The sequence below is a fragment of the Mangrovimonas sp. CR14 genome (assembly GCF_011764015.1).
Lineage (GTDB): Bacteria > Bacteroidota > Bacteroidia > Flavobacteriales > Flavobacteriaceae > Mangrovimonas > Mangrovimonas futianensis.
Genome location: NZ_JAAFZY010000002.1, coordinates 95175 through 120733 on the forward strand (window position 1 = coordinate 95175; position 25559 = coordinate 120733).

Sequence of the window (25559 nt, forward strand, 5' to 3'; positions counted from 1 at the left end):
GTTGAGGGTCTAAATTATTTTGAATAACGTTACCCCTAGCAACACTAAAAACATGAAACCAGGCTAAGCTTAAAATAACTAGAAAGATCCTAATATTTTGGAAAGATATTTTCAAGCAGCAATTTTCTATAAATATAAATCAATCAAGCCTTTAAAAAAAATCCTACGTGAAAATTATCAATTACAAAAAATGTCTACATCTTCATTAACAATTATAAATTATAACAACTTTATTTTGAAATTATATATTTGCACCATGCCATTTATTCCAACCAGATGTACGAGAAAACATATCCAAACAAAAGATTTAAAAACACATTAGAATTCTTAAATAAACATATTTCAAAGGATTCAAAGGTTTTAGATTTGGGGGTTTCAAACCCCTTTTCCGAAATCATGAAAAAGGAAGGATTCCATGTATCTAATACCAAAGGTGAAGATTTGGATTTAAATACCGAAGCCATTGAAAACTCTAATGCAGACGTAGTCACCGCTTTCGAAATCTTCGAACATTTACTCTCTCCTTTTACGGTTTTAAAGTCAATAAAAGCAGACAAATTAGTTGCAAGTATTCCTCTGAGACTTTGGTTTTCTCCTGCATACAGAAGCAAAACAGACTTGTGGGATAGGCACTATCATGAATTTGAAGATTGGCAATTTGATTGGTTATTAGAAAAAGCAGGTTGGAAAATTTTGGATCGTCAAAAATGGACCAATCCAACCAAAAAACTGGGAATTAGGCCAATACTAAGATGGTTCACTCCTCGTTATTATATTGTTTATGCTGAAAAAATTCAATAATTGAACTTTTACATTGTTATACCTGCCCATAATGAAGCGGATTCCATAGGAGACACCTTAAATTCTCTAGTCCATCAAACTTTATTGCCAAAAAAAATTGTGGTAGTCAATGATCATTCTTCAGATGATACTCCAAACATTGTAGAAGAATTTTCAAAATCCCATAACTTCATAGAACTGGTAAACATTACCTCTTCGAATGAACATTTACCTGGAACCAAAATCATCAACGCCTTTTATAAAGGATATGATACCTTAGATGAAGCATATGATGTTATTTGTAAATATGATGCTGATTTGATCTTTCCATTGAACTACTTGGAATCATTAGCAAATCACTTCAAAGAATCACCTAAATTGGGAATGGCCGCCGGTGTTTGTTATATTGAAAATGATGGTCAATGGGTCTTAGAAGATTTAACAGGAAAAGACCATATAAGAGGTGCGTTAAAAGCTTACAGAAAAGACTGTTTTTTGGAAATGGGCAAGCTAAAAAGAACCATGGGCTGGGATACCATTGATGAACTACTAGCCAAATTCTACGGCTGGAATTTCTTTGCAGATGACACACTTCATGTCAAACATTTGAAACCCACTGGAGCTTCTTATAATAAAGCCGCCAAACATTTACAGGGTGAAGCTATGTACAAAATGAGGTACGGGCTTTTACTCACCACCATTTCAGCTCTAAAATTAAGTGTTAAAAAGAAAAGTTTCAATTATTTTAGAGATTACATAGCTGGCTACCTGAAAGCTTTCAAGGATAAACCTGAATTCACCGTCACCAGCGAAGAAGGTAAGTATATTAGAAATTACAGATGGATGGGGATTCTTAAAAAATTATACTAAAATTTCCATCCCGCCCCATCCCATTTGGCTTCCATTTCTTCCTCTAATCTATCTTCCATTTTTGGAAAAAAATCAATCCCAGTTAACTTTTCTATGGAATCGACAGATACAATATATGGCTTGATTTTTCTTCCCAACGCTCGATTAGGTATCAAAAAAGCAATGGCTTTGGGATCACCTTCATTATAGTCCAGGATTATTTTATAGAAATATTCTGGAACTGCTACCTTCTCTGACCCAATGGTTTCAAGGCCCGGTTTTAAAACACCACCTGTGACCACATAAACCCCATGGTATGATTTAGCCCAATAACGCACCTTTTGCTCCAGACTATTCCAGATTCCTGCATTAAATTCATGATTCTGTGGAGAAATATTACTAGTCAAAAAAGTTTCGTTGAATAAGTCCTCATCAAATTGCCTATCTGCCGCAGGACATAAATGTCCTCTATCGTAACCCGAGTTTTTATAATTTCGCCAACTAGCAGCGCCTGTTGGTATAGCTTCATCGACTTCAAAGTAAGGCCGTTTTCGGTCCACATCAGAAAGTTGATCTTCCAAAAGCTCATAAGCAACCCATTCTGCTTGCTCATAGGCTTCACTATATGACAAGGAATAGCCTTGATGATGCACGATCACACCGGTTGTACTACTGGGCAAAAAAAAGAGATTGGTTCGATCACCAATCTCTCTTCCTTCTTTAACTATGCTTTCTTTTTCCTTTTGATTTAAAAAAGTTTCAAAGGAAAATATCCCAACCACAATAGCAATCGCAATTATGGTGTAGATTTGATTCTTTTTCATCACTTCAAAGAAGACAAGCTTGCTTTTAATGTATCTATTTTTGCCAAAGCATCCGCTTCCTTTTTTCGCTCACCTGCAACAACCTGCTCCGGTGCATTATTTACAAAGCGCTCATTGGATAGTTTCTTTTGGACAGATTTCAAAAAGCCTTCGGTGTAATTCAACTCTTCCATTAACTTTTTAATCTCTTCTTCCACATCAATAGCTCCCGACATAGGGATGAAATATTCATTGGATTTCACCCGAAAAGTGATAGCCCCATCAATAGCTTCGTTGGTATACTCAACACCTTCTAAGTTTCCTAATTTTTGAATGACACTATCAAAAGTAGGCTTAACCTCTTCATTATTTATTACCGAAAATGCTATGGCGTCCTTAAAAGCAATGTTCTTATCCTTTCTAATGGTTCTGATACCTGAAATCACTTCTTGAGCCGTTTCAAATTCTAAAATTAAAGCTTGATCAAATGACTTTTGAGCGGGCCACTTAGCTACAATCAAAGCGTCTTCTGGTGTACGATCTGCGATAAATTGCCATATTTCCTCAGTAAGGAAAGGCATAAACGGATGTAAAACCCTTAAATTGTCTTCAAAAATGGTTATAACACCTTGAAGGGTTTTAGGATCAATAGCTTCTCCGTATGCTGGTTTAATCATCTCTAACAACCAAGAGCAGAAATCATCCCAAATCAACTTATAGGTTGCCATCAAAGCATCACTTAATCTATATTTTGAAAAGTGGTCTTCAATCTCTAAAAGAGTTTGCTGAAATTTAGCTTCAAACCATTCCAAGGCTATTTTACTAGAGTCAGGCTGTTCGATTGTTTCATCAACATCCCATCCTTTGATTAACCTAAAAGCATTCCAAATTTTATTTCCGAAACCTTTTCCTTGTTGACAAAGCGCTTCGTCAAACAACAAGTCATTTCCTGCTGCAGAACTTAATAACAGTCCTACTCTGACCCCATCTGCACCAAACTCTTCAATCAACTTCAAAGCATCTGGTGAATTACCCAAAGATTTGCTCATCTTTCGGCGCTGCTTGTCTCTAACCAGACCTGTCAAATACACATTTTCAAAAGGTCTTTTTCCCATATACTCATAACCAGCAATAATCATTCTGGCTACCCAGAAAAACAAAATATCTGGTCCTGTAACCAAATCGTTTGTTGGATAGTAATATTTGATTTCCTCATTTTCTGGATTTCTGATACCATCAAAAACACTCATGGGCCATAACCAAGAAGAAAACCAAGTATCCAAAGCATCAGAGTCTTGAGTTAAATCTGAAGTCTTAAGTTCGGCATTTCCTGTCTTTTCTTGAGCCAAGACTAGAGCATCCTCAATAGTTTCCGCAACAACAAAATCTTCCTTTCCATCACCATAGTAAAAAGCAGGAATTTGCTGCCCCCATAATAATTGTCGGGAGATGTTCCAGTCTCTGATGTTCTCCATCCAATGACGATAGGTATTTTCGAACTTTTTAGGAAATAATTTAACTTCCTCATCCTCTAATACCGCCTTAATGGCTGGTTTCACCAAATCTTCCATTTTCAAAAACCACTGATCTGATAATCTTGGTTCAATGACAGCTTTGGTTCTTTCTGAAGTTCCTACTTTATTGATGTGATTTTCGGTTTTTACCAAAAATCCTTTTTCTTCCAATTCTTTGGCAATTTCCTTACGAGTAACAAAACGATCTTTCCCCTCATATTGCAATCCGTAGCTATTTAATGTGGCATCCGCATTAAATATATCAATCACTTCCAGATTATGCTTCTCTCCTAGGTTCTTGTCATTTTCATCGTGTGCAGGTGTCACCTTCAAGCAACCCGTACCAAATTCTACATCCACATATTCATCCTCGATGATAGGAATAACGCGATTACAAAGTGGCACAATGGCCCTTTTGCCTCTTAGATGGGCATATCTTTCATCATTAGGATTGATACAAATTGCCGTATCTCCTAAAATAGTTTCTGGTCTTGTGGTAGCAATAGTTACCGTCTCATTACTGCCTTCAATAGGATATGATAAGTAATATAATAAACCTTGGCGCTCCTCATAAATCACCTCTTCATCTGACAAGGTCGTTTTTGCCTCTGGATCCCAATTCACCATGCGGTACCCTCTGTAAATTAACCCTTTGTTATAAAGATCTACAAACACTTTAATTACAGATTCACTCATTTCAGGATCCATAGTGAATTTGGTCCTTTCCCAATCGCAAGAGCAACCCAATTTTTTAAGCTGTTCCAAAATAACCCCACCGTACTCATGAGTCCAATCCCAAGCATGCTTTAAAAACTCTTCTCGGCTTAGATCGTTTTTATCAATTCCTTCCGATTTCAATTTAGCTACCACTTTAGCTTCAGTAGCTATGGATGCGTGGTCAGTTCCAGGAACCCAACAAGCATTTTTACCTTGTAAACGAGCTCTTCTAATCAACACATCCTGTATGGTATTGTTCAACATATGCCCCATATGAAGAACTCCCGTCACATTTGGAGGTGGAATAACAATGGTATATGGTTCCCTATTATCAGGTTTAGAATGAAAGTAATTGTGTTTCATCCAGTAGTCATACCACTTACTTTCAACTTGGTTAGCATCATATTTTGATGGAATATTCATACTTTGGAATAGTTTTTGGAATATATCCCGCAAAAGTACTTATATTTTGTTGTTTTTCGAAATAAGATTTAAGCCTTAAAATCAAGGATTTCCATTTTTTTTAGGCGCATTACATCTAATTTTTTTGCGTTAGGCACAAAAAGTGAGTATGTTTACAATGAATTAAATAGAAATATTATGAAAAATTTAATTACAATCTTGTTTGTTGGATTATTGACCTTGAGCGTTTCAGCACAGGATAAGGTAGCTAAAATTGAATTTAAAACAGACGTTATTGACTACGGAACCATAGAAAAAGGCGCTGATGGTGTCAGAACATTTGAATTCACCAATACTGGAAATGCCCCACTGATTATAACTAATGTGAAGTCAAGCTGTGGTTGTACGGTACCTGAGAAACCAGACGGACCAATCATGCCAGGGGATACAGGAGAAATCAAAGTTAAGTATGACACAAAACGCGTAATGCCTATTAGAAAATCGATTACTGTAACTTCTAATGCTGAAACTCCTACTGTAGTTTTAAAAATCAAAGGAGAGGTCATTGACCCTAGTAAAAGTAGCGTTCTAGAAAAAAAACAGAAAAGCTTAATGGAAAAATAATTCCATAGGAAGTATCATTTAATAAAGCCTTGAGAAATCAAGGCTTTTATTTTTTAAATGGGGATTCTAATTCAAATTTAAATTCCAAAACATCGCCATTCCTATCTACTTCAAGCTCTATTTCCTTACCTACCTCTTCATAAAATTTTAACATCACCTCTTGTAGTGTATATTTTTCGCACGGTCTACCATTAACAGATAAAACTACATCACCCAATTCAAGACCTGCCCTCTCTGCTGCAGAGCCTGGTCTAATCTCAACAATGGAAAAAGCTGGTTTTAATGCCAATTTATAGCTGGGATTCAAAACTATTTTAGTTGAGGGCATATTATTATCTTCTCGATTAACTTGTTGCATTTCATAGTAAGCTTTTTCTTCTGTTATTAATCGAACTCCATCATGCTCCAATTCAATCCCTGAATTATTATAGTTGAAAGGATCCTTAAAATGTCGGTTCTTTTTAAAGCTAATTTTTGAATTGGGGTAATCGACCACCAAATTAAATCGTTTCAAAATGTTTCCTGCCAAACTGCCATCTCTGCCTTTAATTTTTTTGATATAGGCTATATCAGATGTGTCAGGAAAAGACACATTTGTATTCTTTAATTCAAATTCTTTTAAGATAAACTTCTTTAACTTGGAACGTTTACCATGAACACTTCCGCTTAACCCATGCCCCAAGAAATCATTGAAATAAGATTGATTGTTTACAATCCTCTTATTTTCAAATAGCCAAAGAGCGTCACTCCCGCCTGTATCAACCAATAACTTCACAGGAATTTCCTCTTCCATTAAAACTACCGCTACATCAACATAGGGTTTGTTCTTATGTAATTCCATTTCCAAGGACACACAACTTTTGCAGTGCCTATAACGAAATATTTTGGGATCTGTAATCCGAATAAATCTTGAAGAATAATTGATTTCTACTATCAGGTCTTTAAAAAGGTCAAAGCCAATGATTCCATGCAAAGGAAAACCCAACCTTGGCGTAAAATTCAATGCCGAATCATAAATGATGTACAGATCTTGATTGACATTAATGGCATCTCCCAACTGCACTACATTTCCCTCTGACTTGATGGATTCCACAGCTTGACCCTCACCCAAACCTCTAAGAAAAATGGTTGATGTTTTTTCTATTTGAAGGGAATCTGTCAGATTTAAGAAATTAAAAATAATAGGTTTGCTTACCCCAGTATCCAAAAGAAAAGACAATTCTACCCCATTCACTTTTATCGGTATGACTATTAAATTATTAACTAATTTAAAATGGATTTTATCCGATCCTTTTTTGTTTTGAATCACATATCGTCCTTGAGCCAAACTGAATTGAAAGGAGCATGCCAAAATCAATGTCAAAACATACCGCATCATAAGCTATCAAGCGATTCTATTTCATTGAATTTACAAATCTTTAGGAAACCTATAATTTTTTGCATTTATTTTTAAATAAAGTTTAAGATTATTTCGAAATTTGCACTCCAATAAAATTAAAAAAATACTATGCCTGCAATATCCAAAAAGGGGTTAGACATGCCTCAATCCCCCATAAGAAAATTGGCACCTTACGCTGAAAAAGCCTATGCTGAAGGAAAAACGGTTTACCATTTAAACATTGGCCAGCCAGATATTAAAACGCCTGAAATTGCATTAGATGCTGTAAAGATTCACAGTTTGGATATTTTGGCTTACACCAGATCTGAAGGTTCTGATGATTACCGTCAAAAAATTGCGGGTTATTACGAAAAAAATGACATTCACGTTTCCAAAGATGATATCATCGTAACTACTGGTGGTAGCGAAGCCTTACTCTTTGCTTTTGGAAGTATTATGGATATAGATGACGAAATTATTATTCCAGAACCTTTTTATGCCAATTACAATGGCTTTTCTACGGCTTCAGGAGTTAATATTGTTCCTGTCATTTCTAAAATAGAGGACAACTTCGCACTTCCTGCTATTGAAGAATTTGAAAAGTTAATCACACCCAAAACAAAAGCTATCCTTATTTGTAATCCTGGAAATCCTACGGGATACCTTTATTCAAAAGAGGAGATAAAAAAACTTGCGGCTATTGTTAAAAAACATGATTTGTTTTTAATTGCTGATGAAGTTTACCGTGAATTTGTTTATGACGGGATTGAGCATTACTCTATTATGCAGGAAGAAAGCATTCAAGAAAATGCTATAATGATTGATTCGGTTTCTAAAAGATACAGCATGTGTGGTGCCCGAATAGGTTGTTTGGTTTCTAAAAACAAGGAAGTTATTGCAACAGCTCTTAAGTTTGCTCAAGCAAGATTAAGTCCACCCACCTTAGCTCAAATTGCCAGTGAAGCGGCCTTGAATACCCCTCAAAGTTATTTTGACGAAGTAAAAGCTGAATATGTATCTAGAAGAAATACCTTAATCGAAGAACTAGAAAAAATTGAAGGTGTAAAAGTAGCCAAACCCAAAGGTGCATTTTATTGTGTTGCGGAGTTACCAGTTAAAAACGCAGATGATTTTGCGCAATGGCTTTTGGAACATTTTGTTGTCAACGGAGAAACTGTTATGGTTGCGCCAGCTGCCGGTTTTTATTCAACTCCAGGAGTTGGTTTGAACCAAATCAGAATTGCGTATGTTTTAAATGAAAACAGTTTAAGAAAAGCCGTTAACATCCTTAAAGAAGCTCTTAAAGTTTATCCCAATTAGTGATTATTCATAAAAACATATCACTAAAACCTTATAACACCTTTGGAATAGACGTTAAAGCTAGTTCATTTATCTCTATATCAGATGTTGAAGAATTAAAGGAGGTTCTTGATTCAAAAGAATACCCTGATAAATTTATTTTGGGAGGTGGTAGCAACATGCTCTTGACTAAAGATGTGGATGCACTGGTCATTCATGTAAATCTGAAGGGAATAGAAATTTTAAAGGACAACTCAGAACATGTTTGGGTTAAGGCAAATGCTGGAGAAGTTTGGCACGAATTTGTCCTGTTTTGTCTCAAAAATAACTTGGGTGGAATAGAAAATTTATCGCTTATTCCCGGAAATGTAGGGACCGCACCCATCCAAAATATTGGCGCCTATGGTGTGGAACTTAAGGATGTTATGGAAAGTTGCGAAGCCTTAAACATCAAAACCAAGGAAATTAGGAGTTTCTCAAATGCTGAATGTCAGTTTGGATATAGAAATTCTATTTTCAAAACTCAAGAAAAAGGAAATTTCATCATCACTAGTGTCACTTTTAAGTTAACCAAAAGAAATCACGTTTTACACACAGAATATGGTGCCATCACTCAAGAACTTGACAGTCTTGAGATACAAAACCCTACCATACAAGATGTTTCTCGAGCAGTCATAAATATTAGAGAAAGTAAACTTCCTAATCCAAAAGAGATTGGAAATAGTGGTAGTTTTTTTAAAAATCCTGTCGTTTCTTCCAAGGCATTTGAAAAGCTCAAGGAAAATTTTCCAGATATTCCTGGCTATGTTCTTTCAGATTCTGAAGTAAAAGTCCCTGCCGGTTGGCTTATCGAGACGGCTGGATTTAAGGGAAAAACGTTCAAAAACTACGGTGTGCATACCAAACAAGCGTTAGTACTCGTTAATTATGGTGGCGCTTCAGGGCAAGAAATTTATCAACTGTCAAAATTAATCCAAACGACCGTACGTCGAATTTTTGATATTTCAATTGAAGCAGAGGTAAATATTATTTAATTTGCCCAGATTTCTATATTTTTGGAAATCTGCTTTGATTGAACTTATAAAACACTTTAACAAATAATAGCTTGATTTCACCCATTGAACAAAGAATAGTTGACTTGTTGGAACGAGGCAACAAACAAGCCATATCCTTGCTTTATGAAAACTATGCAGATGCGCTTTTTGGTGTTATAAAAAAAGTTCTATCAGATGATGACCTTGCCCAAGATGCATTACAGGAAACATTCATTAAAGTTTGGAAAAAAGCCAAGACTTATGACCCTTCCAAAGCCAAACTCTTTACATGGCTGTATCGCATAGCGTATAATACTGCTATTGACAAAGTTAGGTCACAAACAAATAAGGATAGTAAGGAAATCCAAATCGACATTTCAAACGTATATAAATTGACTTCCGAAAGTATCAATCAGGATGTTCTAGACATCAAAGAGCATTTAAAAACTTTGGATGAGAAATATCAGATTGTGTTGAATGCCCTATTTTTTGAGGGCATGACGCAACAGGAAGCAAGTGAGGAATTGGATATTCCTCTTGGAACAATTAAGTCAAGATTAAAAATTGGACTTCGTGAGCTAAAAAAGATTTACGATCCAAAATAAAAAAGTCATGAATGATAAAATAAATACTTTCTTACATTCTGGTCTGTTGGAAAAATATCTGATGGACGAAACAACATTGCAGGAAAGCTTGATGGTGGAAAATTACATCGCCAAGTACCCTGAAGTTGAGAATGCATACAACACTTTGCAACACAATTTGGAAATCGTAGCCAAAAGCAATGCTGTTGAAGCGCCTCAAGCGATCTTGGACAACATCCTTGATGAACTTAATGAAGAAGACACTTTTGAAAAGGAAACTCCGGTTATTAATTTAAATTCTAGAATAAAGACAAAAAAGTGGTACCACCTAAGTATAGCAGCTAGTATTGCTACACTTATTTTTGCAGGAACCTCTTATTTTCTATACACCCAAAATCTAGACTTAAAAAATAACTTAAGCCTTCAAAAGCATGAAAGCCAAGTAATTGTTGATGAAATTTTTGATCTTAGGGGAGACATTGACAAGATTATGAAGCAGTTCAAGCAATTGAACAATCCGGAAACTGAAAAATACATCATTAATGGGAACCAACGCGCCAAGAACTTAAAGACTGTCGCTTATATTAATCCCAAAGAAAGAACTTCTATGATTGATGTGGTTTCATTACCTAAATTACCTGAAGACCAAGAGTATAAAATTTGGGCTCAATTGCAAGATAAAATGGTAGACCTGGGAATCTTAACTGAAACCGATAGGCAGCTGAAAGAAATCCCTTATACCGAAAATGCTCTTGGATACAGTATTACTATTGAATCTAAAGGGAATGAGCATGAAACGGCTACAAAAGAAAATAGTGTTGCTGAAATTTTATTAAAAAATAAGAGCAACCAATAACTAAAAATAACACTACTGAGAAAAGAAAGCGGGTTTCAAAATATTGGAACCCGCTTTTTATGTTTTGAACTTAAAATTCCTAACTTTGCAAAAAGAAAAATTATGAAGCTTCTTTTAGTTACTTTAATATTATTAGGTTTGGGATTTGCTGGTATTGCAATTAAAATCTGGGCCAAAAAAGATGGAAAATTTGCAGGAACTTGTGCAAGTCAAAATCCGATGTTGAATAAAGATGGTGAGGCATGCGGATTTTGTGGAAAAACTCCAGACCAATTTCAAAACTGTAACGAACCTCAACATTCTTAATATTTGATGACCTGGCTTGATTGGGTTTTCTACTTTTTTTCTGGAGTAGTAGGTATTCAAGTAATCTATTATCTATTTTTTTTTAAGTTACTCCCATCTGGTAAAGATAAAAGGAGGCAAATAGATGCATCTCCTAACTTACCTGTTTCAGTTATTGTTTGCGCTAAAAATGAAGCTGAGAACTTAAAATCATTTCTCCCCTCTATTTTAAATCAAGAGTACCCTAAGTTTCAAGTTATTTTGATCAATGATGCCTCACGTGACGATACACTAGAAATCATGGAAGCATTTCAAGAACAATTTTCTAATGTCAAAATTGTTAATGTGAGGAACAATGAAACCTTTTGGGCCAATAAAAAATATGCTCTAACCCTAGGTATCAAGGCAGCAGAATACGAACACCTTTTATTTACCGACGCCGATTGCAAACCGGTTTCCAAGCATTGGATTTCTGAAATGAGCAAACAATTTTCAGAGTCAAAATCCATTGTTTTGGGTTATGGTAGCTATGCCAAGATTAAAAAATCTTTTTTAAATAAATTAATTCGGTTCGAAACGCTTTTAACGGCTGTTCAATACTTTTCTTATGCTTCTTGGGGTAATCCTTATATGGGGGTAGGTCGCAATCTAGCCTATACCAAAACTGAATTTTTTAAGGCCAATGGCTTTATCAACCATATCAAAGTAAGATCCGGAGATGATGATCTTTTTATAAATGAGGTGGCCAACGGAAAAAATACCACTATTTGTACTTCTGAAGAAAGCTTCACGGTCTCACAACCTAAAAACTCTTTCAAGGCATGGATTCATCAAAAGAGAAGACATATTTCAACTGCGAAACTTTATAAATCGAAGCATAAGTTTCTTTTGGGCCTATTTTACAGTACCCAATTACTGTTTTGGATGCTTTCCATTATCCTTTTGATATTTTTATTTCAATGGCCGTGGGTTGTCGGATTAATTTCGTTTCGATTTCTTATTCAATGGATTGCGTTGGGAAAAGCTTCAAAAAAATTAATGGAAAAAGACCTTGTTCCAATAATTCCTATTCTGGAATGTTTTCTCATCTTTTTCCAATTAATTATCTTTATAACTAACCTCATATCCCCGCCCAAGCATTGGAAATAAAAGAAGCCATAAAAAAAGCCAAGGAAAATGATCAAAAAGCATTTAAATTTTTATTGGATTCCTTTTGGGATTATGTTTATGGTTACCAAATAAAACGCACCGGTAATGAAAATGAAGCCGAAGACATTACCATACAAGCATTTTCAAAAGCCTTTGATAAAATAGCCACTTTTGACGAATCCTATTCGTTTCAAACCTGGATCATTACCATCTCAAAGAACATTCATATTGATATGGTACGGAAAGAAAAAAATAAAATTTCCCAAACTATTTCCAATCAGGATGAAGATTCCCTGAATCAAATTCTAGATGAATCGCCTTCTGCCGAAGACCAGTTGATCATAGAACAAAACTTGGCTAAATTGCTTAAAGACATCAAAAAGCTCAAGCCCCATTATCAAGAAATCATCAACCTTAGATATTTCCAAGAGCTAAGCTATCAAGAAATATCAGATGAGTTAAAAGAGCCCATGAACAATGTTAAGGTAAAACTTTTAAGAGCCAAAAAACTGCTTGCCGAAATCATTAAAACAAAATGAAATCGCGGTTAAAAAAACTAGGCCCTGGTTTAATGTTTGCTGGAGCCGCCATTGGGGTATCGCACTTAGTACAATCTACAAGAGCAGGAGCTGATTTTGGATTTGGATTACTTTGGGCACTTTTCTTCATCAACATCATAAAATATCCATTTTTTCATTTTGGACCCAGATACACCTCAGCTACTGGTGAGAGCCTTTTGGAAGGTTATTTTAAAATAGGAAAAACCATTCTATGGATCTATTTCCTACTGAATCTGGCCACCATGTTTACAATCCAAACAGCAGTTACAATCGTTACGGCTGGATTGGCATCCACCCTCTTCGGGATTAATTTACCTATTGAATGGTGGGCCTTTATTGTTTTAAGTATTTGCTTTTTTATTCTATTAAAAGGCAGGTACTCCTTTTTGGACCATTTAATGAAAGTGATTGTCATTTCCCTCACTTTAAGCACGATTATTGCCGTGATTATAGCCATCCCAAATACGGATCAACCTTTATCATTTGAACAAATAATTCCATCAGACACTTTAGCCATTTCTTTTTTAATCGCTTTTATGGGTTGGATGCCGGCACCATTGGATGTATCCATTTGGCAATCGCTATGGACTCTAGAGAAGAAAAAATTGAATCCCGATTTATCCCAAAAGTCCACTTTATTCGATTTCAATATTGGCTTTGTGAGTACCATATTAGTTGGCTGTTGCTTTTTAGCTTTGGGAGCCCTGGTCATGAACCATAGCGGTGAAACATTCAGTCCGCAAGCTTCCTCATTTGCCAACCAACTTATTACCCTTTATACCCAAACTCTTGGCCATTGGACCTATTTCATAATTGCTTTAGCTGCTTTTACCACCATGTTTAGTACAACCTTAACTACTTTGGACGCTTCTCCTAGAGCCATGTCCAAATCGGTAGAACTTCTTTTTAACAAAAATTATAATAAAGGTTATTTCTATTGGATGGTAGGATTGGCAATAGGTACCTTAATTATTTTTATTTTTTTCCTATCCGAAATGGCTATGCTAGTAAAAATAGCCACAATTCTCTCCTTTTTAACAGCTCCATTTTATGCTGTTGTAAATTACATTCTAATCACAAGCAAACATACACCCAAAGAATTAAGGCCTAAAAAAGGAATGCGCTTGTATAGCATCATTAGCATCTTACTTTTAATAAGTTTTAGCATTTGGTACTTAACAACTGTTTAGTATACTTTGTAATGAATACTTTGTATCTTTGCAGCCTTAGATTTTAATGTTATGGATACCACAACAACTTCAAATTTAAAACCAACAGAACGACAACCAAAACCAAAATGGTTACGAGTAAAACTTCCTACCGGAAAAAAATACACGGAATTAAGAGGTTTGGTCGATAAATATAACCTGAATACTATTTGTACGTCTGGTAGCTGTCCGAATATGGGAGAATGTTGGGGAGAAGGAACTGCCACCTTCATGATTCTAGGTAATATTTGCACAAGGTCATGTGGTTTTTGTGGTGTAAAAACAGGTAGACCGGAAACAGTGGATTGGGATGAACCTGAGAAAGTTGCAAGATCTATTAAAATCATGAACATCAAACACGCCGTTTTAACCAGTGTAGATCGTGATGACTTGAAGGATATGGGTAGTATATTATGGGCTGAGACTGTTAAGGCAGTAAGAAGAATGAACCCCGAAACAACTCTTGAAACGCTCATCCCAGATTTTCAAGGTATGGAAAGACATATTGATCGTATCGTGGAAGTGGCCCCTGAAGTCGTTTCACACAATATGGAAACCGTAAGAAGACTGACCAGAGAAGTTAGAATTCAAGCGAAATATGACAGAAGCCTGGGAGTATTAAAATATTTAAAAGAACAAGGACAGCGTAGGACTAAATCTGGTATCATGCTTGGACTTGGAGAAACAAAGGAAGAAGTCATTGAAACGCTTCATGATTTAAGAGACAGTCAAGTAGATGTTGTGACCATTGGTCAATATTTACAACCTAGTAAAAAGCATTTACCTGTTCAACGCTTTGTGACACCCGATGAGTTCAAGGCATATGAGGAGATAGGCTTAGATCTTGGCTTTAGACATGTTGAAAGTAGTGCTCTTGTACGCTCTTCTTATAAAGCACAAAAGCATATCGAATAATGATCCGTATTGGTATTAACGGATTTGGTCGTATTGGAAGACGTGTATTTCGACTGGCTTTAGAAAGACCAGATATTGAAGTTGTAGCCATCAATGATTTGGCAGATGTTCAAACTCTAAGCCATCTTTTAAAATACGACAGTATTCATGGTGTCTTGAAACAGCATGTTTCCTATTCCGAAGGATTCATAAACGTTGATGATCTAAAAGTCGCCATTTTAAACCATACCCACCCTAAAGATATTGATTGGTCAGCTTTCAAATTGGATTTCGTAATTGAATCTACCGGTAAATTTAAGGATAGAGAAAGCCTACAATACCATATTCAAAATGGAGCCAAACAAGTTATTCTAAGTGTCCCTCCTTTAGAGGATGACATTAAGACGATTGTTTTGGGCGTTAATGACCACATTTTAAATGGTCAAGAATTGATCATTTCTAATGCCTCCTGCACTACCAACAATGCTGCCCCAATGATTTCTATCATCAAAGATTTGTGCGGAATAGATCAGGCTTATATTACAACGGTTCATTCCTATACAACAGACCAAAGTTTACATGACCAACCCCATAAAGACTTGAGGCGAGCCAGAGCCGCTGGACAGTCAATTGTGCCAACTACTACTGGTGCCGCCAAGGCTTTGACGAAAATTTTCCCAGATTTAAACGATGTCATAGGAGGATGTGGTATTCGAGTTCCAGTAGCAAATGGCTCCTTAACTGACATTACATTTAATGTGAAGAGAGAAACTTCCATTTCCGAAATTAACAATGCTTTTAAGACTGCTGCCGAAAACCGTTTAAAAGGTATTTTGGAGTATACTGAAGACCCTATTGTATCTATAGATATTGTCGGCAACCAACACTCTTGTATCTTTGATGCACAGATGACCTCAGTCATCGGAAATATGGTTAAGATTATAGGTTGGTATGATAATGAAACCGGCTATTCTTCACGAGTTTTAGATTTAATTTGCAATTTATCGATAAAAAAGTAACTTTTATCGAATAAATATTTATATTTGTCACATTGGCAACTAAATGTGATGTCCCGAATCAGTATTTACATATATGCTTTCCTTCTGCTATTAAGCTTTAAAGCGCTTTCTCAGGATTCAGTTAAAGATGATCCTGAGACCATTCAGAATGCGATAAATTATCATGTCAATCAAGCACAATCTGATATTGAAAACGGCAGGTATTTTGAGGCACAAAAAACACTGGACGAGGCTTTGGTGCTTGCTAATAAAATTGATAACACAAAGAGCCAAGGTATCATCTATTCCAAACTTGGAAAACTGCAATATCTAATAGACGAACCTGAAGAGGCTATTAAATACCTTATTAAAGCCAATGAAAAGCAACGTTTCGCAAAAGATGATGCCAATCTTGCCGAAACTTATAAGACCATGGGAAATGTCTATTTCAGCATGGAACAATATCAAGATGCACTAGATTATTATACATCCTCAAAAACTTTATTTCAACAGGAAGGACTAAATGAATATGTAGCTGAAGTAAATCTAAATGAAGGAAGAACCTACATTAAACTGAAGGATTATAGAAGAGCTAAGATGTTATTAAGCCAAAGTACTGCAATGGCTAAACGCTATGAAAATTATAAAATTTTAAGTAGCGGTAAAATACATTTAGGGTATGCGATTTTTCATTTAAAAGATGAAACAGCAGGTTTGCAAGAAGCGAATGAGGGATTAAGAATTGCCTTGGAACATCAATTTGATGATGTATTGAACCATGGATACCTGCTTTTAAGCGAATTAAATCATAATGTTGGAAATTTCAAAGAGGCCAATGATTTGCTATTAAAACACATTGCTTTATCAGATTCCATTTTAAAGGCGAAACGAAACAGCCTTTCTGAGGAAAAGAAGATGCAGTTATTAATAGAAAACCAAACCCAATACCAAAAAGAAAAACTTGCAGATCTTGAAGAAGAGCGAGATGCCAATAATCTAAACAAGCTTACCACCATTTTAAGTATCGCTTTAATTACAATCCTGTCACTTTTAACCTTGTCGTTGTACAAAAACAACAACATTAGGTTAAAAACCAACAACATGTTGCACAAGAAAAATAGTGAATTGATTATAGCCAAGGAAAAGGCCGAATTAGCATCTAAAACGAAAGCCAACTTCCTTTCCACAGTAACACATGAATTACGCACACCGCTATATGCTGTAACCGGTTTAACCAATATGCTGTTGGAAGAAGAGCCTAAACCAGAACAGATTCAGCATTTAAAATCATTGAAATTTTCTGGTGATTACTTACTCACGTTTATCAATGACATCCTTCAAATAAACAAAATAGAAGCTAATAAAGTTGAGTTAGAACCAGAACCATTCAATCTAAAGAAAAAAATAACCAATGTTATCGCGGCTTTGAACAACTCTGCTTTAGATAACAATACCAAACTTCATTTTAAGTTTGAAAATGGCTTACCTGAAAATTATGTTGCTGACCAAATTAAAATTTCCCAGATTCTCATTAATCTAATCGGGAACTCTATTAAGTTTACAAAAGATGGTGACATCTGGATTAAAGTGAGTAAAACAGAACAAAAGGGAGACATCTATAATCTGAAATTTGAAATTCAGGATAACGGAATTGGTATCAGTAAGGAAAAGCAAGACCAGTTGTTTGAAAGTTTTGCACAAGGTTCCATCCAAATTAACAGAAAATATGGAGGTACGGGATTAGGCCTTTCCATTGTCAAAGGGTTAATTAAGATATTGAACGGTAAAATATACCTTGACAGTGAACTAGGAAAAGGATCTACTTTCACTTTTGAAATTCCCATGAAATATTCTGAAAAAGAAATCATTGAGGAAACTAAGAGCTATTTCAAAGATGTTCAAGATGTTGATTTAAAAGACATCAAGATTCTAGTAGTTGAAGACAACAAAATCAATCAGATGATCACCAAAAAAATCTTGACAAAGATGAAGTTACAATGTGAAGTTGTAGACAATGGTGAGGCAGCTGTTGAAAAAGTTAAAACGAACCGTTATCATGTTATCTTGATGGACATTCACATGCCAGGAATTAGCGGTTTAGAAGCTACAAAGCTCATTAGAGAGTTTAACAAGGACATTACTATATTTGCCTTAACAGCCGTAACCCTTGAAGATAAAATGCATGAATTTGACGAAGCAGGATTTAATGATATTATCTCCAAACCATTCAAGCAGGAAGACTTTGAGAAAAAACTATTCCACGCTTTGATTAGTGAAGGCTCACCTTCCTAAAAGGAATTAACAAAATCCAGTACTTTTTGATTAAACTCTTTGGGTTTGTCCAATATTATTTCAATGGGCAGGTGGAACAATTTATCCTTTAATTGAGAATAGTCTTTCAATCTCATATAATCCTTTTCGGTAGTAACAACAGTTTTACTTTTTGCAATCATTTCTATTTCCTGATCTGAAAAATGGTGGTGATCTGGAAAATTTGAATGTTCAAACTTCAGGTTTTCTCGATTTAAAAACTCCAATAATGGTTTTGGATTGGCTATTCCAGTCACCAAGGTAAAATCTTCTAATTCTTTAAGCTGAAGAGAACGATTTTCTGAAACAACAACATCACTATATTTGATGTGACTAAAAAATACCTGCTGATTAGGCAAAGGCTTCAGCCTTTTAGCAATTTGTGTCTTTTCAAGCTCATTCAAACTGCTTGGACACTTTGTGACCACAATAACATCAGCTCTTTTAGCTCCTGTTTTAGGCTCCCTTAAATTCCCCGCTGGGAGCATGCAATCATCTGTATATATATTATCATAAGCCGTAAGCAGTATATAAAACCCAGCCTGCACCTTTCTATGCTGAAAAGAATCATCCAATAAAACGATCTCCAAACTGGGGTTCCGGGATTTTAAATGCTCTATCCCCCTCTGCCTGTTTTCATCTACAGCAACCTGTATTTGATCCTTGAATTTTGAAAAAAACTGAAACGGCTCATCACCAATAGATACCGCCGAGTCTGATGCATCAGCTAATTTGAACCCGGTGGTTTTTCTTTTATATCCACGACTTAAAGTAGCCGTTTGAAATTCTTCAGATAGTAACCTGATTAAATACTCTATCATTGGACTCTTTCCAGTACCTCCCACGCTCAAATTCCCAACTCCAATAACTGGAAAACCATATGATTTACTTTTCAACCACCCATAATCAAAGGCTTTGTTACGCCAATAAGTAACCACATAATAAATGGGGTTCAATGGATAAAGCAACTTCCTGAAAAATTTCATGAAACTAAAGTATTATTTTTTATTCACCTGAAATGAACCAATTCGTAAAAAATCCACCCACAAGCACTTGAAAAAATTTTGTAGGTTTGATGAAAATAGGCTCAAAACATGATGACCATACAAGATGTAATAAATCACCTAGAGATATTTGCCCCTCTCCATTATGCAGAGGATTTTGATAACACAGGCTTACTAGTGGGTGATGCAAGCACCCCTTTGAAAGGGATCTTAGTTACCTTAGACACTTTAGAACAAGTGGTTGACGAAGCTATTGAAAAGCAATGTAATTTAATCGTTAGCTTCCACCCTATTATTTTTAAAGGTTTAAAAAAAATTACAGGAAAATCCTATGTGGAACGAACTGTTTTTAAAGCCATTAAACACGATATTGCCATATATTCGATTCATACGGCTTTAGACAACTCTTTCCAAGGAGTGAACGCTATGATTTGCGACCAACTTGGTTTAAAAAACAACCAAATTTTAATTCCTCAATCTGGCACAATTAAAAAGTTAACAACCTTTGTTCCCAAAAATGAAGCAGAAACACTTCGTCAGGCTTTATTCGATGTGGGAGCAGGAGGCATTGGTAATTATGATTGCTGTAGTTTTAATGTTGAAGGAACTGGCACTTTCCAGGGGAACGATCAATCCAACCCGACCAAAGGAAGTCGGGGCTCCATTCATTATGAGGAAGAAACACAAATTTCAGTTACCTATGCAAAACATCTTGAAAGAATCATTTTAAAGACATTGTTTGAAACCCATTCCTATGAAGAAGTAGCCTATGAGGTTGTCACACTAGAAAACAAGAACCAACATATAGGTATGGGAATGGTAGGAGAACTGGAGACTGCAATGGAAGAGGAATCCTTCTTAACCTTTCTAAAAAAGCAAATGAAAACTTCATGCATCCGACATACAACCCTTCTCAACAAACCAATTAAGAAAGTAGCTGTTTTAGGAGGATCTGGAGCATTTGCTATTGGAGCTGCTAAGACTGCAAAAGCAGACGCTTTTGTAACTGCAGATTTGAAATATCACGACTTCTTTTCCGCTGAAAATCAAATTATTTTATGCGATATCGGCCACTTTGAAAGTGAACAATACACAAAAAATCTTTTAGCCTCTTATCTTACAAAAAAAATTACTAATTTTGCAGTCGTTTTATCAACGACCCAAACCAATCCAGTAAAGTATTTTTAATATATGGCAAAAAAGAAAGAAACAACTGTAGAAGAGCGCTTAAGAGCCTTATACGATTTACAACTCATCGACTCACGTATTGATGAAATTAGAAATGTTCGTGGAGAGCTTCCTTTAGAAGTTCGTGACTTAGAAGATGAAGTTGCTGGTTTGAATACTAGATTAGAAAGACTTGAGTCTAGTTTAGAATCGATTGATCACCAAATTACTGACAAGAAAAATTTAATTGAAGAATCAAAAGCTTTGATTAAAAAATACAGTGAGCAACAAAAAAATGTTAGAAATAACAGAGAATATAATTCCTTAACCAAAGAAGTTGAGTTCCAAGAACTGGAAATTCAATTAGCTGAAAAGCACATCAAGGAATTCAAAGCTCAAATTGAGCAAAAGAAAGAAGTTATTTCTGAGACTAAAGACCGTCTTAAAGAGCGTCAAAAACACCTTAAGCACAAAAAAGGTGAATTGGATGCTATTTTAGCTGAAACTGAGAAAGAAGAAAAAGCCTTGATTGAAAAGTCTGACGACTACAAATCAAACATTGAAGAAAGATTGGTTAAAGCTTACACTAGAATCAGAGAAAATGTTAAAAATGGTTTAGCTGTTGTACCTGTTGAAAGAGGTGCTTCAGGAGGATCTTTCTTTACCATTCCACCACAAATCCAAATGGAAATTGCTTCACGTAAAAAAATCATTACAGATGAGCACAGTGGTAGAATTTTGGTTGACCCAGCATTAGCTGATGAACAAAAAGAGAAAATGGAAAAATTATTTGCGAGCTTAGCTTAATATAATTTACAACATACTTTCGAAGGCCTTTACATTTGTAAAGGCTTTTTTATTTAATAAAACTTTCACTATTTAGAATTAAGGATATGCATTTTCTTACGACTACTACAATTAATAAAATCAATCTCATGAAACATATTGCAGCCCTTTTTATGACAATTTTCCTATTTAATTGTGAAAACAAAGCTCAATCCAACTCAAAAAAACAAGCATTACTAGAAGTCACACCTATGGAGGTTCCAATTCAAAATGGCAAAGCTAAAGCCTATTTCGCTAGTGGATGTTTTTGGTGCGCCGAGGCTATTTATGAAAGCATTAAAGGTGTTGATGAAGCCATTTCAGGTTATTCTGGCGGATTCACAGACAATCCCAGCTACAAATCCACAAGCACCGGGGCAACAGGACATGCTGAGGCCATCGAAGTCATTTATGATCCAGAAGTTATCAGCTTTGAAGAGTTAGTCGAGGTGTATTTTAGTTCGCAAGATCCGACCCAAGTCAACGGTCAAGGTCCTGATAAAGGGTCGCAATACAGATCCATTATATTTTATCAAAATGACGAGCAAAAACAAATCGCAGAAAAGAAAAAAGGAGAATGGGGCAAAAAATTAAATTCCAATATAGCTGCTGAAATTGTACCCTTTCAAAAGTTTTATGTAGCCGAAGATTATCATCAAGACTTTGAAAGACTAAACCCCACAAATCCCTACATCAGAAATGTCTCAAACAAAAGACTGCAGCAATTAAGACAATCGTGCCCCCTTTTATTGAAAAAAGAACATTAAAAAAGGTGCCAGATATTTTCTGGCACCCTAAAGACTAATTCAAAAAACTACTAATCAAAAATATCACTACATTTTGTTCTGGACGAGCTTCCCTGTAAAGCGTTCTCCATTAATGGATAAAATGTAAATCAATGTATTTGAATTTAATGAAGGTAAATTGACCTGATAATGATTACTACCCTCTTTTATTTCACCCGAAAATACGGTCATTACGCGTTGGCCTAACAAATTCATCAACACCAATTCTCCTTCACTTTTATCTGGAACATCTACTTTAAAATTAACCTCATTGTTAAAAGGGTTTGGATAGGCTTTTATAGCTGGCTTTCCAACAACCTCTTTAATTTCTTCAATTTTGGGTATTTCAGCCAGTTTAACTGCTTCCTCTTCCGGTTCCTCACAAGTAGCAGCATCTGAAATACATGTTGTATCGTCTGTTCGTCTTGCTTTAATACTAAAACCATCACCGGCATTAATATTAAAATAAACTGACGACTGCCAGACACCACCAACTTCCAATTCATTTATGTATTGATATTCACTACCAACTGGACTTACAACCTGCAAGGTCATTTGAGCAGAGGAACACGTCGCTGGATCCGAGACTTGGACCACAGGCGTTGACGGAACATTAGGTGCTGCATAGATAATTTTACTCATTCCATTGGAAATACAACCATTAATTGTCATCGCTCTGATGACATACGAACCTGGTGCTAATCCAGAAAAAACACCAGTATTATTGGTAAAATCCTCGGGGTTTTCACTGTCAATACTAAAGGTTAATCCAGTAATAGTTGAAGTAACCGCTATGGTACCTGTGGTTAAACCACAAGTTGGTTGAGTAACGTTTCCTGTTAAATCACCGGGATTTGGATTGACAGTCAAAATGACATCATTCGTTGCAGAGGAACAAACTGGGTCAAATCCACTTGTACAAGTTAATCTTAAAGTCACTGTACCAACCCCCGATACACTAACTGTTCCTGTTGCAGAATTAGGACTATTGAAAGATGCCGAAGCTGTTCCCGTTGAAGAAACTTGGGACCATTGAGGAGTTCCGTTTACAACAGCACCGTTCAAATTAAATACAGTTGGACCACCGGGTTTAGACTGACACAAGGCTTGAGGAGAACCTGCATTGGATGTTGGATTAGGATTAACAATTAAAACAACCGTACTGTTAATCACTCCACAGGATGGACTTTGGTCACTTGTTGCCGTTAATTTTAAAGTTACTGTGCCTATTCCTGAAATTGACACGTTAGACGTTAAAGAAGTATCGTCCGTAAAACTGACCACATCTGCAGTTCCCGTTGAACCCTCCTTAGTCCATTTAAAAGTAGCGTTTGTTCCTATACCTGCTAAAGTGAAATCTGTTGGACCTGTTGGCAGGGTTTGACATAAAGCTTGATTACTTCCTGCATTTACCGTTGGATTGGGATTAACGGTCAATACAACCGTACTGTTAATACTTCCACATGATGGATTTTGGTCACTTGTTGCCGTTAATTTCAAAGTAACAGTTCCTGTTCCAGAAATAGAAACATTAGATGTTAAAGAAGTATCGTCGGTAAAACTTACCACATCTGCTGTTCCCGTAGATCCTTCTTTGGTCCACTTAAAGGTGGCATTTGCTCCTGTACCAGCTAAGGTAAAATCGGTTGGGCCAGACGGCTGGGTTTGGCATAACGTTTGAGCACTTCCCGCATTTACCATTGGATTAGAATTAACTGTCAATACGACTGTACTATTGATTGTACCACAAGAAGGGGTTTGATCACTAGTACCCGTTAATTTTAATGTTACCGTACCTATCCCGGAAATGGAAACATTAGAGGTTAATGAGGTATCGTCAGTAAAGCTGACCACATCTGCTGTTCCCGTAGATCCTTCTTTGGTCCACTTAAAGGTGGCGTTTGTTCCTGTACCAGCTAAGGTAAAATCGGTTGGTCCTGTTGGCAAAGTTTGACATAACGCCTGATTATTTCCAGCATTAACGGTAGGGTTTGGATTTACATTAAGAACTACTTGATCTGAAGGCGTACCGCAAGATGGGGTATATCCACTTGTTGTTGTCAATTGCAGTGTAACTGAACCTATACCAGAAACTGAAACATTGGTCGTAAGAGACGTATCATCATCAAAACCAGAAACATCAGCAGTTCCTGTTGCTCCTACTTTGGTCCATTTAAAGCTTCCGTTAGACCCAGATCCAGCCAAGGTAAAGCTTGTTGGTCCCGATTCACCAGACTGACACAATGTTTGATCTATACCAGCATTAGCTGTAGGCAACGGATTTATGACAACAGTATCCATTGCGGGATTTAAACAAACATTACCTGTGGGCGTATAAGTAATCGTATAACTCCCAGCAGAACTAGCTGCCAAATCTATAATACCATCATTGGACAATTGACTATTCCCAGCAGTTGGGTTACTCCATACCAAACCAGCCGGTGACGCACTAAATGTTCCATTGGGAATAACAGGCGCATTTGGTGAAGCAGTTCCTGACTTACAATAGGCCGCATCATAATCCAGTTGAGCATTTCCAAATTGAAAATCGACAGGTATCGGATCAACAAAATCCTTTAATGCAGCATTATAGGAGTCAGAAGCTTTAGTCTTAACAAACACCGTTTTTATATTTGCCGATAGACAATTTGCATTAAAAATAGCATCAATATTAATTGCCGCTTCCACAAAAGCATAGGCAATATAATTATTGGACCCAAAGGCTTCATAAGGAACCGAAACTCCTCCTGATTCATTAGTTGCGCCATAGGCACTGGGTTGCATTGCAACCACTGGAATTTCCTTTTCCACAAACTGGTAGGAAGAACCCGAAGCCTCCCAAACATAAAAATGCACATTGGCATTGCCCCCACCATTACTGTACTCCATAGATAAAACAAAGTCTCCAATTGTTCTACCGTTGGTTGATGCCAAGGAAGATGTTCCATCCGCACCCACGGAGGTAAATGTTCCTCCTTCATTTTTGGTAAACACCCCTTGAGAAAATTCAAAATCTATATAACTAGTTCCGTTTGTCACCAATCGATCACCGGCTAGCATAAGCCATTTTTCTGTTCCGCTTGTAGATTGGTGAAGAATAACGGTATTAATATCACATTTACTGGTCGCTTTACTATTGGTCCAACTCCAAGTATTGGGATTGTCTCCAAATGAACTACCACCCGTAAAACTATTATCAGAAGTTGTATTATAAAGATCACGTGAAAACTTCGTGTTATTGGCATTAATTGGAACATATTCTGACCCATTATATTGAAGAACAAATCCACCAACAGTTGCAGCATCACCGTCATCAATCCAATCTCCTTCAGAATCAGAAAGCAAGTTTCCGTCTATATCAAAACCACCGATAGGCGGATTCACAGGAGCGACTTGTCCAAAAGACATTATCGAAACTAAAAAAAGAAGTAAAAAAATTACATAGAAAGATATTGGCATCCTTTTGGATTCCATTAAGAGATTTAATTTTTGGGGAGCATTTTTGCTTGAGTAGTCGTGTTTTTTCATTGGAAA

General features: G+C 36.1%; 22 protein-coding genes. 17 read left to right on the forward strand and 5 right to left on the reverse strand.

The genetic code is table 11. The features are described 5' to 3' along the window. The first annotated feature begins 276 nt into the window (after nt 1–276). Both GZ212_RS03725 and GZ212_RS03730 read left to right on the forward strand, forming a co-directional pair. Nucleotides 277–801 carry a class I SAM-dependent methyltransferase gene (locus GZ212_RS03725; RefSeq protein WP_166957408.1) on the forward strand — a complete coding sequence of 175 codons (525 nt, stop codon included), beginning with the start codon at nt 277–279 and terminating at the stop codon, nt 799–801. Then, a complete protein-coding gene (locus GZ212_RS03730) occupies nt 802–1650 on the forward strand; it encodes a glycosyltransferase (protein ID WP_166957410.1) in 849 nt (282 codons plus the stop codon). Here GZ212_RS03730 and GZ212_RS03735 read toward each other — a convergent pair. Continuing rightward, a complete protein-coding gene (locus GZ212_RS03735) occupies nt 1647–2453 on the reverse strand; it encodes a DNA/RNA non-specific endonuclease (RefSeq protein ID WP_166957412.1) in 807 nt (268 codons plus the stop codon). The two genes, GZ212_RS03730 and GZ212_RS03735, sit on opposite strands and share 4 nt — an antisense overlap. Beyond that, nucleotides 2453–5086, reverse strand: coding sequence for a valine--tRNA ligase (locus tag GZ212_RS03740; protein WP_166957414.1), 2634 nt, complete (start codon nt 5084–5086; stop codon nt 2453–2455). Before GZ212_RS03740 ends, GZ212_RS03735 begins: the two co-directional genes overlap by 1 nt. A 177-nt stretch (nt 5087–5263) precedes the next feature. Between GZ212_RS03740 and GZ212_RS03745 the strand changes: the two genes are divergently transcribed. After that, a complete protein-coding gene (locus GZ212_RS03745) occupies nt 5264–5689 on the forward strand; it encodes a DUF1573 domain-containing protein (RefSeq protein ID WP_053971461.1) in 426 nt (141 codons plus the stop codon). Nucleotides 5690–5735: 46 nt separating this feature from the next. Here GZ212_RS03745 and GZ212_RS03750 read toward each other — a convergent pair whose 3' ends face one another. Then, nucleotides 5736–7067 carry a PDZ domain-containing protein gene (locus tag GZ212_RS03750; protein ID WP_240923741.1) on the reverse strand — a complete coding sequence of 444 codons (1332 nt, stop codon included), beginning with the start codon at nt 7065–7067 and terminating at the stop codon, nt 5736–5738. Between the two features lie 129 nt (nt 7068–7196). On the opposite strand from GZ212_RS03750, the gene GZ212_RS03755 reads away from it, so the two are divergent. From GZ212_RS03755 to GZ212_RS03805, 11 genes are all read left to right on the forward strand, one after another. After that, nucleotides 7197–8387, forward strand: coding sequence for a pyridoxal phosphate-dependent aminotransferase (locus tag GZ212_RS03755; RefSeq protein ID WP_166957416.1), 1191 nt, complete (start codon nt 7197–7199; stop codon nt 8385–8387). Next, complete coding sequence (murB, locus tag GZ212_RS03760; RefSeq protein WP_166957418.1) at nt 8387–9400, forward strand: UDP-N-acetylmuramate dehydrogenase; 1014 nt, start codon at nt 8387–8389, stop codon at nt 9398–9400. The genes GZ212_RS03755 and murB overlap by 1 nt, the downstream gene beginning before the upstream one ends. A 71-nt stretch (nt 9401–9471) precedes the next feature. Beyond that, nucleotides 9472–10005, forward strand: a complete 534-nt coding sequence (locus tag GZ212_RS03765; protein ID WP_053971457.1) for an RNA polymerase sigma factor — start codon at nt 9472–9474, stop codon at nt 10003–10005. A 7-nt stretch (nt 10006–10012) separates the two neighbouring features. After that, nucleotides 10013–10840 (forward strand): anti-sigma factor, encoded by an 828-nt coding sequence (locus GZ212_RS03770; RefSeq protein WP_166957420.1) that lies wholly within the window; start codon nt 10013–10015, stop codon nt 10838–10840. Between the two features lie 102 nt (nt 10841–10942). After that, nucleotides 10943–11146 carry a hypothetical protein gene (locus GZ212_RS03775; protein ID WP_053971455.1) on the forward strand — a complete coding sequence of 68 codons (204 nt, stop codon included), beginning with the start codon at nt 10943–10945 and terminating at the stop codon, nt 11144–11146. 6 nt (nt 11147–11152) lie between these two features. After that, the gene (locus GZ212_RS03780; RefSeq protein WP_166958134.1) at nt 11153–12274 is read left to right on the forward strand and encodes a glycosyltransferase; all 1122 of its coding nucleotides are present in this window, start codon (nt 11153–11155) and stop codon (nt 12272–12274) included. Beyond that, entirely contained in the window at nt 12265–12813 is a 549-nt protein-coding gene (locus tag GZ212_RS03785) for an RNA polymerase sigma factor (protein WP_053971453.1), read from the forward strand. The genes GZ212_RS03780 and GZ212_RS03785 overlap by 10 nt, the downstream gene beginning before the upstream one ends. Continuing rightward, complete coding sequence (locus GZ212_RS03790) at nt 12810–14024, forward strand: Nramp family divalent metal transporter (RefSeq protein WP_166957422.1); 1215 nt, start codon at nt 12810–12812, stop codon at nt 14022–14024. The genes GZ212_RS03785 and GZ212_RS03790 overlap by 4 nt, the downstream gene beginning before the upstream one ends. A 51-nt stretch (nt 14025–14075) precedes the next feature. Next, nucleotides 14076–14957, forward strand: coding sequence for a lipoyl synthase (lipA, locus tag GZ212_RS03795; protein ID WP_166957424.1), 882 nt, complete (start codon nt 14076–14078; stop codon nt 14955–14957). After that, nucleotides 14957–15955 carry a type I glyceraldehyde-3-phosphate dehydrogenase gene (gene gap / locus GZ212_RS03800; RefSeq protein ID WP_166957426.1) on the forward strand — a complete coding sequence of 333 codons (999 nt, stop codon included), beginning with the start codon at nt 14957–14959 and terminating at the stop codon, nt 15953–15955. The genes lipA and gap overlap by 1 nt, the downstream gene beginning before the upstream one ends. Before the next feature lie 24 nt (nt 15956–15979). Beyond that, a complete protein-coding gene (locus GZ212_RS03805) occupies nt 15980–18226 on the forward strand; it encodes an ATP-binding protein (protein WP_232393909.1) in 2247 nt (748 codons plus the stop codon). On the opposite strand, the gene lpxK is transcribed toward GZ212_RS03805, so the two are convergent. After that, entirely contained in the window at nt 18223–19230 is a 1008-nt protein-coding gene (gene lpxK, locus GZ212_RS03810) for a tetraacyldisaccharide 4'-kinase (RefSeq protein WP_166957428.1), read from the reverse strand. The genes GZ212_RS03805 and lpxK overlap by 4 nt on opposite strands. 111 nt (nt 19231–19341) lie before the next feature. Here lpxK and GZ212_RS03815 point away from each other — a divergent pair, with 111 nt between their 5' ends. The 3 genes from GZ212_RS03815 to msrA all read left to right on the forward strand — a co-directional run bounded on the left by GZ212_RS03815 (nt 19342) and on the right by msrA (nt 22007). Then, on the forward strand, nt 19342–20436 hold the full coding sequence (locus tag GZ212_RS03815; RefSeq protein ID WP_166958138.1) for a Nif3-like dinuclear metal center hexameric protein: 1095 nt from the start codon (nt 19342–19344) through the stop codon (nt 20434–20436). Nucleotides 20437–20439: 3 nt separating this feature from the next. Continuing rightward, the gene (locus GZ212_RS03820) at nt 20440–21222 is read left to right on the forward strand and encodes a zinc ribbon domain-containing protein (protein ID WP_053971446.1); all 783 of its coding nucleotides are present in this window, start codon (nt 20440–20442) and stop codon (nt 21220–21222) included. Nucleotides 21223–21350: 128 nt separating this feature from the next. After that, nucleotides 21351–22007, forward strand: a complete 657-nt coding sequence (msrA, locus tag GZ212_RS03825; RefSeq protein ID WP_166957430.1) for a peptide-methionine (S)-S-oxide reductase MsrA — start codon at nt 21351–21353, stop codon at nt 22005–22007. Nucleotides 22008–22073: 66 nt separating this feature from the next. On the opposite strand, the gene GZ212_RS03830 is transcribed toward msrA, so the two are convergent. Beyond that, the gene (locus GZ212_RS03830) at nt 22074–25433 is read right to left on the reverse strand and encodes a T9SS type A sorting domain-containing protein (protein ID WP_166957432.1); all 3360 of its coding nucleotides are present in this window, start codon (nt 25431–25433) and stop codon (nt 22074–22076) included. Nucleotides 25434–25559: the final 126 nt, after the last annotated feature.

Bases quoted from the DNA above. Each gene is read 5' to 3' on its own strand.
- lipA (WP_166957424.1), top strand. From the start codon at position 14,076: ATGGATACCACAACAACTTCAAATTTAAAACCAACAGAACGACAACCA.
- msrA (WP_166957430.1), top strand. From the start codon at position 21,351: ATGAAACATATTGCAGCCCTTTTTATGACAATTTTCCTATTTAATTGT.
- GZ212_RS03740 (WP_166957414.1), bottom strand. From the start codon at position 5,086: ATGAATATTCCATCAAAATATGATGCTAACCAAGTTGAAAGTAAGTGG.
- GZ212_RS03755 (WP_166957416.1), top strand. From the start codon at position 7,197: ATGCCTGCAATATCCAAAAAGGGGTTAGACATGCCTCAATCCCCCATA.
- gap (WP_166957426.1), top strand. From the start codon at position 14,957: ATGATCCGTATTGGTATTAACGGATTTGGTCGTATTGGAAGACGTGTA.
- GZ212_RS03830 (WP_166957432.1), bottom strand. From the start codon at position 25,433: ATGTCTTTTGGACAAGTCGCTCCTGTGAATCCGCCTATCGGTGGTTTT.
- GZ212_RS03725 (WP_166957408.1), top strand. From the start codon at position 277: ATGTACGAGAAAACATATCCAAACAAAAGATTTAAAAACACATTAGAA.
- GZ212_RS03790 (WP_166957422.1), top strand. From the start codon at position 12,810: ATGAAATCGCGGTTAAAAAAACTAGGCCCTGGTTTAATGTTTGCTGGA.
- GZ212_RS03775 (WP_053971455.1), top strand. From the start codon at position 10,943: ATGAAGCTTCTTTTAGTTACTTTAATATTATTAGGTTTGGGATTTGCT.
- GZ212_RS03735 (WP_166957412.1), bottom strand. From the start codon at position 2,453: ATGAAAAAGAATCAAATCTACACCATAATTGCGATTGCTATTGTGGTT.
- GZ212_RS03820 (WP_053971446.1), top strand. From the start codon at position 20,440: ATGGCAAAAAAGAAAGAAACAACTGTAGAAGAGCGCTTAAGAGCCTTA.
- lpxK (WP_166957428.1), bottom strand. From the start codon at position 19,230: ATGAAATTTTTCAGGAAGTTGCTTTATCCATTGAACCCCATTTATTAT.
- GZ212_RS03770 (WP_166957420.1), top strand. From the start codon at position 10,013: ATGAATGATAAAATAAATACTTTCTTACATTCTGGTCTGTTGGAAAAA.
- GZ212_RS03815 (WP_166958138.1), top strand. From the start codon at position 19,342: ATGACCATACAAGATGTAATAAATCACCTAGAGATATTTGCCCCTCTC.
- GZ212_RS03750 (WP_240923741.1), bottom strand. From the start codon at position 7,067: ATGATGCGGTATGTTTTGACATTGATTTTGGCATGCTCCTTTCAATTC.
- GZ212_RS03780 (WP_166958134.1), top strand. From the start codon at position 11,153: ATGACCTGGCTTGATTGGGTTTTCTACTTTTTTTCTGGAGTAGTAGGT.
- GZ212_RS03745 (WP_053971461.1), top strand. From the start codon at position 5,264: ATGAAAAATTTAATTACAATCTTGTTTGTTGGATTATTGACCTTGAGC.